General features: G+C 40.3%; 9 protein-coding genes. 3 read left to right on the top strand and 6 right to left on the bottom strand.

The annotated features are described in order from the left end of the window. Window positions 1–2: 2 nt before the first annotated feature. The 3 genes from ABDV71_RS18805 to ABDV71_RS18795 form a co-directional block, all read right to left on the bottom strand. Complete coding sequence (locus ABDV71_RS18805; protein WP_343535319.1) at window positions 3–3,140, bottom strand: TonB-dependent receptor; 3,138 nt, start codon at window positions 3,138–3,140, stop codon at window positions 3–5. Between the two features lie 465 nt (window positions 3,141–3,605). Then, window positions 3,606–5,519 carry a VCBS repeat-containing protein gene (locus tag ABDV71_RS18800; protein ID WP_343535317.1) on the bottom strand — a complete coding sequence of 638 codons (1,914 nt, stop codon included), beginning with the start codon at window positions 5,517–5,519 and terminating at the stop codon, window positions 3,606–3,608. Between the two features lie 53 nt (window positions 5,520–5,572). Further along, on the bottom strand, window positions 5,573–9,139 hold the full coding sequence (locus tag ABDV71_RS18795) for a hypothetical protein (protein WP_343535315.1): 3,567 nt from the start codon (window positions 9,137–9,139) through the stop codon (window positions 5,573–5,575). Window positions 9,140–9,408: 269 nt separating this feature from the next. On the opposite strand from ABDV71_RS18795, the gene ABDV71_RS18790 reads away from it, so the two are divergent. Continuing rightward, complete coding sequence (locus tag ABDV71_RS18790; protein WP_343535314.1) at window positions 9,409–9,618, top strand: DUF3820 family protein; 210 nt, start codon at window positions 9,409–9,411, stop codon at window positions 9,616–9,618. A 77-nt stretch (window positions 9,619–9,695) separates the two neighbouring features. On the opposite strand, the gene ABDV71_RS18785 is transcribed toward ABDV71_RS18790, so the two are convergent. Beyond that, window positions 9,696–12,092 (bottom strand): TonB-dependent receptor, encoded by a 2,397-nt coding sequence (locus ABDV71_RS18785; RefSeq protein WP_343535312.1) that lies wholly within the window; start codon window positions 12,090–12,092, stop codon window positions 9,696–9,698. Window positions 12,093–12,607: 515 nt separating this feature from the next. On the opposite strand from ABDV71_RS18785, the gene ABDV71_RS18780 reads away from it, so the two are divergent. After that, a complete protein-coding gene (locus ABDV71_RS18780) occupies window positions 12,608–13,198 on the top strand; it encodes a DUF1572 family protein (protein WP_343535310.1) in 591 nt (196 codons plus the stop codon). Then, on the top strand, window positions 13,195–13,584 hold the full coding sequence (locus ABDV71_RS18775; RefSeq protein WP_343535308.1) for a DUF1801 domain-containing protein: 390 nt from the start codon (window positions 13,195–13,197) through the stop codon (window positions 13,582–13,584). The genes ABDV71_RS18780 and ABDV71_RS18775 overlap by 4 nt, the downstream gene beginning before the upstream one ends. Before the next feature lie 333 nt (window positions 13,585–13,917). Here ABDV71_RS18775 and ABDV71_RS18770 read toward each other — a convergent pair whose 3' ends face one another. Both ABDV71_RS18770 and ABDV71_RS18765 read right to left on the bottom strand, forming a co-directional pair. Continuing rightward, window positions 13,918–14,457 (bottom strand): hypothetical protein, encoded by a 540-nt coding sequence (locus ABDV71_RS18770; RefSeq protein ID WP_343535306.1) that lies wholly within the window; start codon window positions 14,455–14,457, stop codon window positions 13,918–13,920. A gap of 296 nt (window positions 14,458–14,753) precedes the next feature. Continuing rightward, entirely contained in the window at window positions 14,754–17,435 is a 2,682-nt protein-coding gene (locus tag ABDV71_RS18765; RefSeq protein WP_343535304.1) for a valine--tRNA ligase, read from the bottom strand. Window positions 17,436–18,111 lie beyond the last annotated feature (676 nt).

Genomic DNA, 18,111 nt, shown 5'->3' with positions numbered 1-18,111 from the left:
TGTTAAAAAACTACCTTAAGTCCAAAAGTTGTAATCCTATTTCTGGCATAAGCCGAATAATCGAAACCAGGCGTAAGAATAGAGTTGCGGGTAGATACTTCTGGATCCATTCCTGAGTAATCTGTCCAGGTGAATAAGTTCTGAGCAGATACATAAAGCTGCAATGCTGTTAATGATTTAACCAGTTTTTTAGGGAAATTATAGCTCAGCTGTACAGTTTTCAATCGGAGGAAAGAGCCATCTTCCAGCGTACGGGTTGAGTAAACACCTCTGGGTCCCGCGCCATTTATACCATAATAGATATTGTTCTGATTATCTGGTGTCCATCGGTTATTATAGCTGGCAAACTGGTTAAGATTCGGCCTGTTGGCAGGATTTCCCTCAAGCATTAATCTGTTGGCATTCATGATATCGTTGCCATAACTCCATTGGAAAAATACACTAAGCGCAAAATTTTTGTAGTTGAAATTATTATTGAAACCACCAATATGCTTAGGTAAGCCGCGACCTATGATCACCATATCTTTTTCGTTCACTACCCCATCGCCGTTTTGGTCTACATATTTAATATCTCCAGGTTTAATGGTAGCGCGATCATTACCATTGGTGGGCACAGTGGCTTTTAGCGTATAACTTCCATCAGCCCTTTTATCAAAATCCGAATATTGGTAGTTACCTGCCCACACTACACCGTAGAACGAACCGACAGGTTTACCAACCTGAGCAAAATAAAGGGGCGTACCATTATAATCTCCAGTAAAAGAAACGTTGGTCAGCATGCTCGATTCCCCATCGGTTAAAGCCAGTACTTTGTTTCTGTTAAAAGAGATATTGAAATCACTTGACCAAGAAAAGTTTTTGGTTTTGACGTTCACCGTATTTAGGGTAAACTCTAAACCGGTGTTCTGTATTTTACCAATATTCCTCATTACGGTATTGAAACCAGAACTTAGCGGCGCATTAGCATTCAAAAGCAAATCGCTGGTTACTTTTTTGTAGGCATCAACGGTAAGGTTAATTCTATTTTTGAATAAGGAAAGCTCATAACCAATATCTAGTTGCGAAGTTCTCTCCCATTTTAAATCGCGGTTGCCCAAGCTATTGATCACCATGGCATATTTAGGCGTCTCTCCATTGAAAGAATAGTAGTCGCCTACATCTAGCGACATATAAGGTGCAAAATCGTTGATACGATTGTTTCCTGTTACTCCATAACTGATTCTTAGTTTCGAATCGGATACAAAGCTCAATTTCTTCATAAAGTTTTCTTTACCCATTTGCCATGCAAAGGCTGCTGATGGGAAATAGGCCCATCTGTTTTCTCGGGTAAATTTGGAGGAACCGTCGGTCCTAATGGATGCCGTGAATAGATATTTTGATTTATAGTTGTAGTTTACACGACTTAAAAATGAAACCAAAGTATTTACACCAGCCGAAGAAGTTACTGAATTGGGAATACCTAACTGCAATGCTCTTAAACCTAATTCTTCATTAGGAATATTAATGGCCACAAAACCGTAATTATCTACATTAGTTCCCTGAGCTGTTGCTCCAAATAGCACATCAAATTGATGATTTTTATTAATACGTTTTTTGTAGGTCAGTGTGTTTTCACTCATCCAATCGTTAAGGGTAATTTCACCAAAGGACCCATTTACGCCTAAAAGGTTGTTAGGGGTAGCAAAACCACGGTAGGTATTAGAGTTATTAAAATTTTCGTTTCTGGTAATTCGGGTATTGTAACCACCACGAATGTTCAGCTTAAAATCTTTCAAAAAGTCGTAGGTAATGCCTGCATTAATGTTTAAGGTAGTTCTTCCCTGCTGACGGATTTCGTTTTTGGTAGATACAATAGGATTCATCACCAAAACAGTAGCCGAACTCACATCATCGTCAAATAAATCTTCGAAAAGATCAGCACCTCCAGTATTCAATGGCCTATATCCCCAAACCCTATACATTAAATAAGTAGCATAGGCATTGGCACTTGAGGCTTGACTGGCTACGGTTTGCCCATAGTTTTTATCGTAGGAGTAATTGATGTTTAAGGACGCCTTTAGCTTGGCATTGATGTTTTGGTCAATTGCCGCACGCATCTGCTTCCTATTTAATCCGGAATTAATGATCACCCCATTTTGATCTACAAAATTTGCCGAAAAAGAATATTTGGTTTGTGCGGTACCGCCACGAAGCGACAGGCTATGGTTATGTGCCAAAGCATTTCTAAAAAGATGGTCCTGCCAATCAATTTGATCAGCATTTCTATAATCCTGCAGCGTGTAACCGGGTTTGGTCAAATACATTTCCGTCATGCTTATGGGATCTCTGTCCAATTGATAGCGCACAAAATCGTATGGCGTCATCATGTCCATTTTTTTAGTGGGCTCATGATAGCCTACAAATGCGTTATAAGAAACCTGTGGTTTACCTATTTTCCCTTTTTTGGTTTCAAGAATGATAACACCATTGGCGCCTCTTGTACCATAAATAGCCGTTGCTGATGCGTCTTTTAACACACTGATCGACTCAATATCATCGGGATTGATGGAGCTGGCGTTAAAGTCCTCGATAGGAAAACCATCTACCACATAAAGCGGCGCATTGCTTTGGGTAATCGAGTTTCCTCCACGAATCACAATATTAATATCGTCACCTGGCTGCCCAGAATTAGATGAAACCTGCACACCTGCAATACGGCCAGCTAAAGCTTCCTCAAAAGACGTTACCGGAGCTTTGGTCATTTCCTCTATTTTAACTTGGCCTACCGAACCCGTAATATCTTGTTTGTTTACCTGTCCGTAACCAATGATGACTACTTCCTGTAGTGATTTTGGATCTTGCTTTAATTTAACAGGCACATTTCCAAGATTTTTGGCCAGTATTTCTCGTTGCAAATAACCAACAATGGTAAATACAATGGTTTCATTATCGCGGGCACGTAGTGAGAATTTACCATCTTTATCAGACGCCACCCCACGTTTGGGATCTTCTTTAACCCTCACATAAACGCCAACCAAAGTTTCGCCTTCTTCGTCGGTAATGGTTCCGCTAAATAGCTTTAAGTCCTGTTGCGCATACGAGCTGCCAAAGCAGCATAACAGTAATAACAAAAGCTTCGTAGTTCTTAAAAGGTACTGCATTATCGCTTCTATTTTAAATTCATATCTATTTACTGCCAATTCATGTTTCGGGACAAAAAGAGGTTGCTCCGAAATGAATTAGCTTCATTTGGTTATTAAAATTTACTGGAGAGATCGTTGTGTTTTCCTCGCTGTGTTGCTTAATGCAATAGTTGAACGTTCATACCCATTTATCTTCAGTTTATTGGTTGTTTGTTTGGTTGGTTTGTAAAAGGAGGTTTCAAGGCCCCACTATTACTTGGTTTAATATTTGGTTATTTCAACATTATAAAGATAGCTGATAACTTTACACGAGTAATTGTGATTATTAGCCATTTGTTGTAGCATGTTATCATATTGACTACAACATATTGATAATGCTGAAAGCATAGGTATTTGCTTGTGCAACAATAAAACAAAAGTTTGCAAAATACAATAACCCTAAAAACTAATTAAGGCTATTTGGTAACATATTTGATAAATTCTCTATTTCCAAGAAAGATCTTTCCTGTCGTAGAACATAAACGTTCCGTATTCAGTACCCACTACTAGGTTTAAAGTTTTACCATCACCGCCAATATAGGCCGTGGTTGGGGCGCACTCGTGCGCTCCCAAAAGAATATCATTCCCTTTAAACTTCATCATTTTTGGGAATTCATATAAAGGTTCGGTATCTGTCCCGACATTACGCATAAAAAGCACCGCAGCTCCTTCGCCTTTCTTTTTACGGAAATAAGGCAAACCATTAATTGGATTTGGAATAGCAGCGCCCCTTCCCGTACCAATCAATAAATCTTTAACACCATCACCATCCCAATCTACAATCTGAGTTTTGGCTCGGCCCACTTGCCCCCCTTTACGACGATGCCCATTAATAAATGTCCCATCTGTTAATTTAAGCTTCCCGCCATCGCTAACATTGTAAGCATCTATTTTATAATAAAGATGGAATTGATTATCCGAATCCAAAATGATGTAAGCATCCTTTCCTGCCATATTTCCTACTCCCGGGATTGAACGCCACCCCCCGTGTACATTCAAGCCCTTATAGAAAAGCGACTTCTCTACGTCTAACTCGGGTTTAGTTTTAGTACCGATATTGATATAGACCATAAACTTACCACGACTGTCGCCTGTGAGAATATCTGGCAAACCATCGCCGTTCCAATCGTACACCACAGGGCAAACATAACCCCATCGTGCTTCATGAGGTCCTTGAATATCTTCGCGATAACCTGGTTGCACATGAATATCTGCTCCACCAGCTTTTAAAGGCACAGGATCCTGGTAGGCTGGTTTTTGATTGGTCCCGGTGTTTTTAAAAAACAAAATATTGCCAGCCGAGTTTCCCGATACGATATCTATTAAACCATCACCATCCCAATCGGCCAAACTTGGCACCACCAATGAACCACCGTACAATAAAGGGCTTTCCTGCTTAACGCTGATAGCATCACCAAAAATCAGATTACCTTGCTTGTCCTTTTGCATCATATTAGGATAGTAAGTAATACCTCCTTCTCCAGAAATAAAAACGCCTTCGGTTTTACCATCAATTTTAAAATAGGCGGGAAAGGCATTTACGGTTGGGCTACGGCGAAGGATGTGCTTTTGATCTACCACGTATTTATTGGGGAATAGCTTATCACCATCTACTTGGTAGGCATGGATATTGCCCATGCGTGTACCACAAAGCACATATTGTTCTCGATCATTAAATTGAAAATTGGTATAGCCACTAATGCCGAAATAGGCTTGATCCAATTCGGTTAATGGCTTTGCTTCTAATTTGCTCAGATTCTCCAAATCATCAGCTACGGCGCCGTAAATTCCTACTTCCGATAAACTATTGGGCCAATATCCTTCTGGAGTATAGTATGCACTATCCACTTTCATCTTTATGTTATCCGTAGTTGGTTTTGGAACAGTGAACAGAAAAAGGTATTTGCCTTTTAGGGTTCTCACTACTCCAAAGGTGGACATGCCCCAGGGCAGACCATTAATGGCAATATTGTTTAAGCCTTCAAAGCTGTTGCTTTTTGGATTGAAAACCGCTTTCTTTAGAAGTTTGCCACCAAAGCGCCAAAAACCATAGACCTGCTTATTCGGGTTTTGAATAATGACAGCCTTATTTTCTCCAGTATCTTCAAAAGGTAGGTTGAGTTTAATTCCCTGCGAAAAAACAGGCTCTCCTTTCTCGGTCAGTTTTCTAAAATGATAAAGATATGTTCCTGGCGCCCTAATATCCGATTGTACAAACAAATCGGGATACTCGTCATCGTTCACCTTAGCAGTTCCCATGACTACTCCGGTTAAGGATGGGGATGCAAAATTGCCAATACCATTAGCAGAGCCATTTTTGATAGGCTGGCCACTGACCAAGAAATCGCTTTGCGCCATGGTTTTGAGACTGCATACACTTAATAAGAGAAAGAGGATATTACGCTTTAACATTATTGCTTGATGAATTTATTACTGATAACCGGCTGTCCTTCTACGCATAAACTGGCTAAATATACTCCCTTATTTAAAAATGCTGGCAAGGTTAAGCGCTCTTCGCCCCCTGCAAGTTTAATCTTTTGGCTCAATATTTTCCTACCTACCATATCGTGTATTTCGATCATGGCATTTCCATGGATTGATGAAGTAAAAACATTAACCACGTCCTGTTGTGAAGGCGCATTGATTTGAAAATGATGTTCGCTCATTTTAACCGAAACCGCTATTGATGTAGAAAGCTTACTATCGCCGTTAAGATCTACTTGCCTTAACTGGTAATAGTTTAATCCTAAAGCTGGGTTGCCATCAAGGTATTTGTATTCACTTTTTTGGGTGGTTGTTCCTTTACCATCAAGCTGTCCCAAAGACACAAATGGCGCCCCATTAATACTACGTAAAACTTCAAAGTGAGCATTATCCTTTTCTGCCGAAGTGGTCCATTGCAACTGTACCAAGTTTTTATTAGCCTTTCCAGAAAAACGAAGATCATTAACTGGCATTACCTGATCATCATCTTCAACAGTTCCGGTAAAGGTGAGTACCGTTCTTCCCGTAGTGCTATTTTCGCCCTTCCCAAAACCAAAACCTCTTTCCGAATCTGTACTTCCCGCATCAGCACCCCAAGCATAAACCCTGAAATACACACTGGTAGTACCACTTAGGTTCTTAAGCGCAGTGATATGTTTCAAACTAATTTCAGGCTGATCTTCGCCTTGTGTATCAGTTAAACCAATGCTGTTATTACCCGTATAAATCTCCGTGTAGTTGACATTATCTAAACTGTAATACCATTTATAGTTTTTTACCGATTTAGCATTAGAGGTTCTCAACCTGGCCTTAATGGTACTCAAATTAATTTGCTTGGTAGTATTTAAATTGAGTACCGCTTGAAAATAGGCTCCCGTACTTTGAGCGGCAGTAAAATTGGCACCCGCAGCAAAGGTAGCCACATAAGAAAGTGTGGAGTTATTGACATATGGCGCACCCGCACCTCTACTCAGTGTAGCTTGTTGTAAATCAGGATGAACGATATTAGCATTAATTGCCGAGTTCTTTCCAGCCAAATCGTAATTCCAATTGGCTAGATCAACACCACTATATATTGCACTACCGCCTACAGATAAACTGGGCGTGGTATCTCCTGTGCCATATCTTCCAATGCCAAAACCACCTGCACTGGTTGTTGCGCCCCAACCATAAACCCTAAAGATCACGGTTTTGGTATCATCTAAGTTTTGTAGTTCTGATATGGTTGACAAGTCAACCGTTGGTTGTAGGTCGCCTTCAGTATCTCCAGCAAGAATATTGGTGCTTTGGGTAATTTCTTTAAAGTTTATACCATCCAAACTGTAGTACCAACTTGCCATTGCTGGACCGCTTCCATTTTTACGCAATTTGGCGTTAAGTGTAGCCAACGATACTATTACATCAATTTTTGGCTTTACGGTAAAGGTATAATAGTCGTTGTTGACTATAGCCGTTGCTTTTGAGTTAGCCGAAGAGCCCGCCGTTCCATAAGCGCTTATGGTAGAATAATATCCTCTGGCCAAGCTTAAGGCCGTTAACCCAGAACCTCTCGATAATACCGAAGTATTTAAATAACCGTTATTAGTAGTCGCATTTAAACTTCCTGCAACTACTCCCGACACTGCACTAAACTGCCAAGCCAATAAAGTTGGCGGAGCAGGAGGAATTGCCTTTACCTCTCCTCCTACTATTAAACTAGGGGTATTGTCTCCAGTAGGATATCGTCCAAGAGCAAAGCCACCGCTAGAGCTTGTTGCGCCCCAAAAATAGATACGAAAAGTAGCTTTTTGTGGATAAGCCAAGTTCTGCAAAGGAGTTAAACCACCTACGTGGATGGTAGATTGCACCACTCCTTCGTTATTGTTATCTGTAAATGGGATATTGTAGTCACTTATTTCGGTAAAATTGGTTCCATCAGTACTGTAAGCCCATTTATAATAAATTGCTCCTGCCGAATTTCTTCGCAGCTTGGCGTCAATGCTGTGGATTGAGGCCATGTAACCCGACTTAGGAGCTACTTCAAATTGTAAGTATTGGTTATTAGTGATAGCATTGGCTAAAGAACTGGCTGGCGATGATGCCGTGGAATTAAAAGAACGCAATAAACCTGCGGTATTGGCCAGACCTGTGCCTCGGCTCAAAGTAGAAACATCTAAATTGGTATGGGTAAATGTTGAAGTGCTTGTGGCTTGACTTCCGGCAGCATCAGGGTTACTAAACTTCCATGATAGAATAGACGTTGATTGTGTTTGAGGCAACAAATCGGCAGGCGAATCACTCAGTTGTTTTGTTCTGAAATTGGTAATGCGATGAAAGGTAATGAGATTTGCATTATGGTAACGCTCTCCATACCATGCCGTACGACTAACCGCTACGATATCATTTCCCTGAAATTGCCAATCGGCATATTGAAAGCCAAATACATCCCATGTTTTTACGGGATAACCCTCGTTCCATTTAATGATGTCGTATTTATGGTCCCAGTTTACTAAATCCGAAGAAGAATAAAGTGCTAATACATTTCGCTGGTGCGATGGCAAATTATAAGTTTCCCAAGTATCGGTAAACACACTGATCTTGCTCACAATAGTCCAATATTTCCCCGAAGTAGCATCATAACGGATGGTAAATTTAGATTCAGCGCCTGGAAAATGAGCATATTCGGCAGCAGTATTTCCAAACGAAACCGTACTACCATCGGCACTTACCGAAATTTTAGCGGCAACTTCATAACGTTGTAAACCTGTAGCTCCTCCAGTAGTGATGGGCATTCCTCCCCCTACGGCCTGCCAAGTTTCCAAACGCATAAAATCTATCACATTACCACTTGGCGTAACTACAATGTTTCCTTCAAACCAATTAGGGCGTTTAGCATTGAGCCAACTTTCATCGAACCTGAGGATATTGGATTTTGTCCAGTTGGAAGCATCCAGTAAATCTGAATTAGCAGGTGCAGAAAGTACAAAAGCATGGAAATCTCTTTCATTATCTGGGTCGGGACTTTCCTCATAGGCTCGCCACACCCTGCCATTATGCACCACTACAGGTACAGGTCCGGTATGGTATCTGCCGCTTAACAACAAGCCTGAGGTATTATCCAAGGCCCTTGTCCAACTATACCCACCGTCTAAAGATTTATAGATGACTATGTCACCAAATGATTTTGCTGTGCCCATTAAATAAAGTACGCTGTTATGCACAAATAAAGTTGCCCAATGGCAGTTAGGCACTTGGGTAGTAAGGCTCCAAGTTACCCCACTATCTGTTGATTTGTAAATGGAACTTACCGTTCCAGTATAATCATGGGAAACCACGTAGCTTCCATCGGGCAATACTACAATGCTTGGCGAGGCATAGCTACGCGAAAGCGGATTGGGACTCTGTGCAATGACCGTACCCGGAAAGATCGTTTGTGCATAAGCGCTTAAGACAATATTGAATAAGGAAACAAAAAGGCAAATGACCATGCATTTGATACTGCTGATCTTGTTCATACGATTAGGCTTAATTTATTTGGATAGTTTACTCAAAATTAAGCCTCATAAAGCCTCTTAAAGTACCACTTGTTAGCTAATTAGTATAGGATGTTATCGTTTGTAATAACAAACCAACATATGCTTAAACGAAGTAATATATGAAATTACGAGTCGAGCTGGCAATGACGTTATAGGAGAAAAAATACCAAAACGATTAAAGAACCAACCAAACTAATCACTAAAAACTAACCCCTAATTCCTAGTCCCTAAAATCCTACCTTTACATAATGAATCCCGAACTGTTAAAAGATCTAGTACAAATGCGCATGCCTTATGGCAAATACCAAGGCAGGCTGTTATGTGATTTGCCGGAGTACTATTTGGTTTGGTATAGTCAAAAAGGGTTTCCCGCTGGAAAACTAGGGATGTTGCTAGCTACCTTATATGAAATTAAGCTGAATGGTTTGGAGTATTTACTACAACCTTTAAAGAAATAAGCTTTCATAAAAAAACCTCGCAGGTTTAAAACCTACGAGGTTGATCTATTCCTCGCTATGCTCAGAACAATAAAGAATTAAAATTTCAAGTTTAAGCTCAATAAGAAATTACGGGTAGCTTGTGGGTAAAAATATTTATAGCGTCCAAAATCTCCATTGGACAAATAAGCGCCACTTCCGCCGTTTGCTTCATACTTCACATTAAAGATGTTGTTCACCAAAAAGTTTAAACCAATATTTTTAACATCTGGCAAAGTTAGGTTATAGCTCAAACGTACATCGTTGATAAAGAAAGCATCCAAAACGCGATCACTGGCAGAAGTATTATCCAAGTTCTGCTCACCCACATACTTACTAATCAATGCTATTCCCGCATTTTTATACGAATAAGCAAACTCATTGGACGCAACAATTTTTGGCGAATAGGCAATATTCGTGTTGCTATAATCAAAAGTCAACAAAGCCCCATCTATGGTATCATCATAAACATACTCGGTAAAATTTTTGATTTTGCTTTGGCTTAACGTAGCAGTTGCCGACCATGAGAAGTTCTTTACAATCTGCCAGCGGGCATCTAATTCCAAACCTATGCGGTAGCTGTCAGGCACATTTTGACGAGTCTGCCCACCCACCTCATTCAGCTTTCCAGTGTTGATCAACTGATTTTTATACAACATCGCAAAACCGTTGGCACCAATATTAAAGTTGGCCTGTTGTGTTCGGTAACCAAACTCAATGTCCGTTAAGTTTTCGTGCTTAGGGCGCGTTCCCGTGTTCGAATCTGTAAAATCTCTACGGTTAGGCTCTTTATTGCCCACAGCTACCGAAGCATAAATATTGTTTTTATCATCCAGGTTATAGCTCAAACCAAATTTGGGGTTAAAAAACTCCAAACGGGCATTTTGCTGTGCAGAGTTCTTAGCATCAACCTTACCATAAAAAGAATAGAAAATGTTACGGTACTGCAAATCAGCAAAAATATTAAGCTTGTCCAATTGGTAACTTACCCTACCAAAAATATTGAAATCACTTTTAAAGGCATCATTATCGTTATATCTATGACGTATAGAACCTGAACCATTATAATTGGCAAACTGCGCCCAAACCACTTCATCAAAATGGTTACCCTCATAACGGTTATAGGCACCGCCCAAGGTAAAGTTCAAATTGCTTTGTGGGGTGTACGACAATGAATATGTAGTACCATAAAAGTTATTATCCAACCATAAACGACGTACCAAATCCGACTTTTCGATAGTTCCAACAGGAAGGTTAGAAATAGGGTCTTTAACGATTACAGGGTCAATCGAATATTTCTTTAATGCCTGTCCAGTTTTAAACTCCTCATAATAACCTCTGCCATAAGTATAGTGCAAAGCTGCATTGGCCACTAATTGCTTGGTAATGTTACGGGTGTAAAACAACTGGTAATGATCCTGTTGATAGTTATCCGTTTGATTGTCGTATGTAAAATCGTTATGTCGGCGGTTGGTTTCCAACATTTCTTCGCTAATACCATTCCATGCTTGGTAAGTTTTTTCTGTACCGCTAAATACATTTAAACGTAAGATGTCATTTTTACCATAGTAAGCACCTGTCACAAAAAAAGATTTTAGGTTCGAAGAAGCCCTATCCACATAGCCATCAGACTTGATTCTCGACAATCGGGCATCAAAGCTAAATTTGTTGTTGATTAACCCTGTTCCTGCGCTTACTGTGTTTCTCCAAGTTTTGTATGAACCATAAGTGTTGTTCAACTCGGCATAGGCCGAATCTCTTCTGGTAGTGGTCTGAATGTTCAAACTGGCACCAAAGGCGCCCGCCCCATTGGTTGAGGTACCTACCCCACGCTGTATCTGAATATTATCTACCGACGAAGCTAGATCAGGTAAGTTGATAAAGAAACTTCCTTGACTTTCCGCGTCGTTCAATGGAATACCGTTCAAGGTTACGTTAATACGTGTGGCATCACTACCTCTAATCCTTATTCCTGTGTAGCCAATTCCCGCACCTGCATCCGAAGTTACGACTACCGAGGGTGTTTGGTTCAACAAATAAGGTAAATCCTGTCCCTGATTGGTTTTATCCAAATCGGCTTTACTTAAGTTCTTGTAGGTAAAAGCCGCATTTTTGGCAACCCTTGTCGCACTAACCACCACCTCATCGGCCACAAAAGAAAGCTGTTGTAGTACAAAATCCAGTTCTGTATTAGTGGTTAAGTTCACTTTCTTTTCTTGTGTAGCAAAACCTACATAGCTAATGGCCACGGTGTAACTACCGGCTGGCAAGTTTGCAAACTCGTAAACACCATTAACATTACTCGCCGCCGTAAATCCCTTGCCTTTCAATTTAACACTTGCACCTAAAAGTGCTTTTCCATCTCCTTCGGTGACCTTTCCCGAAATCTTGAACTGTGCCATCGCCAAAAACGGGCACAGCAATGCAGCCAAAACTGCAAATCTTAATTTTTTCAACTTTTTGTTGTTTTTTAGTTAAACCCATCGGTAAGTAGGGGTTACTCCCGACTTTAGTTAAACTTCATAAACCATCCCTACGCCAGCATTACCTGGATCAGGTGCATTTGAGGCTTTAAGTTTTAAGTTATCAGGTTCTAAGTTATACGTCTTACGACTTACTACTTTTCACTTTCAACTTTGAACTTTCCACTTCAAAATGGGTATGATCTCAGCCTTTATTTGTGTTTTATGCAAAACAAGGCACCCCTTATTGATGCTGCAAAGCTATATTTTTTTTTCGAAAAGTAAAACCTAAAGCATTATTTAACCGAAAACCCTGCCTATCCCATATTTACTTCGGGGCTATTCGTTGCAATATTTTTGTTCTCTCATTGTCATTCTGGGTGCAACGAAGAATCTCTAACAACTCAGCGTTATTTTACAGCAAAGATTTGTCAAGTAATCGCAAAGAACGCAAAGAAGTATGAAATCAATTCAAATTCATCCTATCTTTAAACGAGAAAACAACCATCATGAACGATAATTACTTAGCTAGCGTTAAAAAGCAGTTTCTGTATTACAAACAACTTGGCGACAAAACATTTGCCCAATTAAATGACGATGCCCTCATTTGGCAATTTAACGAAGACAGCAACAGCATTGCCATGATTGTAAGCCACATTTCGGGCAATATGCGTTCTCGCTTTACAGATTTTCTTGATACCGATGGCGAAAAAGCTTGGCGCATTAGAGATGAGGAATTTGAACCACAGGAAACGTCCCGCGAAGAACTCCTCATTAAATGGGAAAAAGGCTGGGAATGCTTATTCAATGCCGTTAATGCTTTAACCTCTGCAGATTTGGAACGTACCATCTATATCCGCAACGAGGGACATACCGTAGTAGAAGCCATTAATCGACAGCTTGCACACTATCCCTACCACATTGGACAAATCGTGATGCTGGGCAAAATGCTAGCCAAAGATGGTTGGCAATCGCTATCCATTCCCAGGGGACAGTCACAAAATTACAATAACGAAAAATTTGCCCAACCCAAACAAAATAAGCACTTTACCGATGACGTTTTAAACAATTCAACCGCAAACCAATCATCAGAGTCATGAACCAAGAAACCAAGGATTATAACGACCAGCAGACTGAAACAGAGAAGTCTATTTGCGACCTACTTGCTACAAACATTCACCAGTATCTGCCCGAAGCCGAAAACAAAATATGGCATCGACACCCCGTTTGGTTTTTAGAAGGCAATCCCATTGTAGGCTATAGCAAGCTTAAAAACTGTGTACGCCTATTATTTTGGAGCGGACAATCTTTTGAAGAACCTGGGCTACAAAACGAAGGAACTTTTAAAGCTTCCGAAGCTCGCTATACCACAGTTGAACAGGTAAACACCAATGATTTAAAGCGTTGGTTGGAAAAAGCACGAGATATCCAATGGGATTATAAAAATCTGATCAAACGCAAAGGTAAATTGGAAAGATTGAAGTGAACCCTATTGGGACAAACCTATCTCTCCCTCAAAGGGGGATGCCCGAAGGATAGAGAGGGTATATTATATAGAAACCTCTCCCTAACCCTCTCCTTGAAAAGGCGAGGGAACTGATTGTGCTAGAGCATTCTGATACTGTAATTTCAAACACCTACTGTTCTTCCCTAAGCACCATTTCTCCCTCAAAGGGAGAGCAACCGCACAGCGGAGAGAGGGTAAAGACCTCATTCCCTTGATGTCTACCGTCATACCCAACTCGATTGGGCTTCGTAATGGATTAATAGGATTCCAGCATACGCGGGAATGACGTGCAATGAATTATTAACAAATAATCTATAAGGGTTTAACCTTGGTAATAGAAAAAGTGTATTTACCCAAGTCGTAACCTTTAAAATCAGCTACTTTAATCACCTTTACATCAGCACGTTTACCCTGCTTATAAAGCATTCCGGTAAGATGGTAATTCTTATCTTTAGTTAAGTCCTTCAATAAATCATCAGGGACAATTCCATCAATCTGTAGCTGAATATAGTTAAGCAGTGAACCTGTCGGACGAGTATTGTCGTTATAACCAGCAAAAGTGGCTATTTTAAATCCTTGTCCATTCAGCAAGGTATCCCTTAAACCCTTAAGCTGCATGGGCATTCCATTTAGAAATTGCTCTTCATTGCTCCATCTGATTACTTCCCTCTTAAATTTTTCGGTAATTTCTTCATTTGCCGTTTCGCCACTGGTCCATTCCGGGTGTTGGGCCACAAATTCATTTACTTTTTGCTCTACAAATACATTGGAAGTTGCAGCAGCCTCCTTGGATTGGTTACTGGTACATGATACTGCGACCGCAGCTATAAGTAATAGGAAAAATCTATTCATATCTGGTAATTTATATTGTGATAATAAAGAAAAGAAGTTTTGATTAAAAACAGCTATTTTACTTGTAAAAGGTTTAATACGTTTGGGGCCTCTTTATTAGAAACCGGCCCACAAGGTATTAATAGTCCGTCATTGCCAGCTTGACTGACAATCGTAATGCAATAGTAGGTTTTGCCTCTTCTTAAGATTCCGCCTACGCAGGAATGACGTACGGGGGAATGATCGGTACAAAAAAGCCTTCCAGCAAAACTGAAAGGCCCTTTATTCATTATACTTTACAAAAGTTCGTAATCCAATTACAAAGCCGCTAAGCTTTCTTGAATAGTCGAAATTTTCGATTCTGCATCGGCTTTTTTATTACGCTCGTTTTGAATGATCTCTGGTTTAGCATTTTGTACAAAACGTTCATTGCCCAACTTCGCATCTACCGATTTAAGGAAACCCTGCAGATACTCCAGTTCTTTGGTTAAACGTTCCTTTTCTGCTTCCACATCAATATTTTGGCTCAAAGGAATAAAGAATTCATCCTTGCCTACCATAAAACCAGCTGCTCCCGTTACTTTATCGCTTACCACTTCAGCTTTGCTGATGTTGGCCAGTTTGCAAACAATGTTCAGCCATTTTTCGTAAGTTACGCCTGAATTAACTTTGATATTAAGCTCCAATGCTTCTTTAGGAGAAATTTGACGAGTGTTTCTTATGTTTCTAATTTCAGAAACCAAACCTTTTACCAATTCAGCTTCTTTCAATAAGGCATCATTTACGTCACCTATTGTTGGGTAATCGGCAACAATACAGCATTCCATTTCACTACGTTCGCCAAATAGCTCATCGTGATAAAGCTCTTCGGTAATAAATGGCATAAACGGATGTAAAAGTGTCAAAATCTGCTCAAAAAACTTCACCGAGGCCGCTCTGGTTACTGTATCAACAGGTTGTTGATAAGCAGGTTTTACCATCTCCAAGTACCAGGCACAGAAATCGTCCCAAACCAATTTATAGGTAGCCATTAAGGCTTCCGATAAACGGTATTGTTTAAAGTTATGTTCAATTTCGGTCAAAGCTTCGCTAAAACGACTTTCGAACCAGGCAATGGCCTGCTCGTTAGGGTTAGCCAAAGAAGCATCAACTTCCCATCCTTTAACCAAACGGAATGCATTCCAGATTTTGTTAGCAAAGTTTCTACCCTGTTCGCAATATGCTTCATCGAACATCAAATCGTTACCTGCTGGCGACGACATCAACATTCCTACCCTTACGCCATCAGCACCGTATTGCTCAATCAATCCAATTGGATCTGGGGAGTTACCTAATGATTTAGACATTTTACGGCCCAGCTTATCACGTACGATACCGGTTAGGTAAACATTGGTAAATGGCTTTTTACCCGTAAACTCTTTTCCAGCCATGATCATACGAGCTACCCAGAAGAATAAAATCTCTGGAGCCGTTACCAAGTCGTTGGTTGGATAATAATAATTGAAATCTTTATTATTAGGATTTTTAAAACCATCGAAAACCGAGATTGGCCACAACCACGACGAGAACCAAGTGTCCATTACATCTTCATCTTGCGTGATAAACTCTTCAGCCTGTTTCCTAAAACCAGCTTTGCTCTCTTCGCTCCACTCCCTACGCTCTGGTACACGGTTAATCAATTCCTCAATGGCTTCTTCTTTAGTTTTAGCCACTACAGGTTCTTCGTGTTGGAAATACCAAGCAGGAATGCGCTGTCCCCACCATAATTGACGGGAGATACACCAATCCTTCACGTTTTCCATCCAGTGGCGATAAGTATTGATAAACTTCTCAGGTATTAACTTTACTTCGCCATTCAATACCTCTTCCAAAGCAGGTTTAGCCAACTCTTCCATTTTACTAAACCATTGTAAAGATAGTTTAGGCTCAATTACTGCATCAGTACGTTCAGAAAAACCTACCTGCGATTTATAATCCTCCACCTTCTCCAAATGCCCTGCTTCTTCCAGCATTTTAGCGATTTTTTTACGAGCAATGAAACGGTCTTCGCCAACTAAAATCTCAGCCTTATCATTTAAGGTACCGTCATCGTTTAGGATGTCGATTACTAGCAAATGATGCTTCAAACCAAGTTCGTAATCATTTAAATCGTGGGCAGGCGTTACTTTTAAACATCCTGTACCAAAATCCATCTCTACATAATCATCTAAAATGATAGGTATTTCACGGTTAATTAAAGGAACAAATACTTTTTTACCATGCAAATGTTTATAACGCTCGTCGTTAGGATTGATACAAATTGCACTATCGGCCATAATGGTTTCTGGACGGGTAGTTGCAATGGTTAAACAAGTGGTATGATCTAATGTATCTTTGTCTGTACCAGTAATATGATAATGAATGTAGTACAGTTTCTGGTTTACTTCCTTACGGATTACCTCTTCGTCAGAAACCGCAGTTTTACCTGCAGGATCCCAGTTCACCATACGTACTCCACGGTAAATATTGCCTTTTTTATACAAATGGATAAAACTATTGATTACCGCATCTGAAAGGTCTTCTTCCATGGTGAAGCGGGTTCTGTCCCAATCGCAACTTGCACCCAGTTTTTTCAACTGTTCAAGGATGATACCACCATATTTTTCCTTCCACTCCCAGGCATATTTTAGGAACTCCTCACGAGTGATGTCCTTTTTATTGATGCCTTTTTCTTTAAGCATGGCTACAACCTTGGCTTCGGTAGCAATAGAAGCATGGTCGGTACCGGGAACCCAGCACGCGTTTTTGCCCTGCATACGAGCCTTACGGATCAATACATCCTGAATAGTATTGTTAAGCATGTGCCCCATGTGCAAAACTCCGGTAACGTTTGGTGGAGGAATGACAATGGTGTACGGTTCACGCTCATCAGGCTCTGAGTGGAAAAAACGTTTATCCAACCAATAGCTGTACCATTTTTCTTCTGTTTCTTGCGGATTGTATTTTGTAGATATGCTCATTTATATGGTGAAAAAATTTACTGCAAAAATACGGTTTTTCAGGGAGATTTTAAAGGGGATAGTTAAGTCGTAAAGTCTTTCAAACCTCTCTCTAACTCTCTCCTTAAAAAGGAGAGAGAACTGGGAGTGCTAAATCATTTATGTATCGCAAATCTTCAAATATCACCTAACCATTACCAAACGTTCCTCTCTCCCTCTGAGGAAGAGATGTCTGAAGGACAGAGAGGGTGTACTATAAAAACCTCTCCCTAACCCTCTCCTTAAAAAGGCGAGGGAACTAGGGCGTGCTAAATCATTTCTGTATCGCAAATCTTCAAATATCACCTAACCATTCCAAAATGTTCCTCTCTCCCTCTGAGGAAGAGATGTCTGAAGGACAGAGAGGGTGTACTATGAAAACCTCTCCCTAACCCTCTCCTTAAAAAGGAGAAAGAACTGGACGGTGTTAAATCATTTATGTATCGCAAATCTTCAAATATCACCTAACCATTCCCAAACGCTCATCTCTCCCTCTGAGGGAGAGATGTCTGAAGGACAGAGAGGGTGTACTATAAAAACCTCTCCCTAACCCTCTCCTTAAAAAGGAGAAAGAACTGGACGGTGTTAAATCATTTATGTATCGCAAATCTTCAAATATCACCTAACCATTCCCAAACGTTCCTCTCTCCCTCTGAGG

Source organism: Pedobacter sp. (assembly GCF_039594775.1).
Taxonomy (GTDB): Bacteria; Bacteroidota; Bacteroidia; order Sphingobacteriales; family Sphingobacteriaceae; genus Pedobacter.
This window is presented reverse-complemented; position numbering and strand designations above follow the sequence as displayed.

Bases quoted from the DNA above. Each gene is read 5' to 3' on its own strand.
- ABDV71_RS18805 (WP_343535319.1), bottom strand. From the start codon at position 3,140: ATGCAGTACCTTTTAAGAACTACGAAGCTTTTGTTATTACTGTTATGC.
- ABDV71_RS18800 (WP_343535317.1), bottom strand. From the start codon at position 5,519: ATGGCGCAAAGCGATTTCTTGGTCAGTGGCCAGCCTATCAAAAATGGC.
- ABDV71_RS18795 (WP_343535315.1), bottom strand. From the start codon at position 9,139: ATGAACAAGATCAGCAGTATCAAATGCATGGTCATTTGCCTTTTTGTT.
- ABDV71_RS18790 (WP_343535314.1), top strand. From the start codon at position 9,409: ATGAATCCCGAACTGTTAAAAGATCTAGTACAAATGCGCATGCCTTAT.
- ABDV71_RS18780 (WP_343535310.1), top strand. From the start codon at position 12,608: ATGAACGATAATTACTTAGCTAGCGTTAAAAAGCAGTTTCTGTATTAC.
- ABDV71_RS18775 (WP_343535308.1), top strand. From the start codon at position 13,195: ATGAACCAAGAAACCAAGGATTATAACGACCAGCAGACTGAAACAGAG.
- ABDV71_RS18770 (WP_343535306.1), bottom strand. From the start codon at position 14,457: ATGAATAGATTTTTCCTATTACTTATAGCTGCGGTCGCAGTATCATGT.
- ABDV71_RS18765 (WP_343535304.1), bottom strand. From the start codon at position 17,435: ATGAGCATATCTACAAAATACAATCCGCAAGAAACAGAAGAAAAATGG.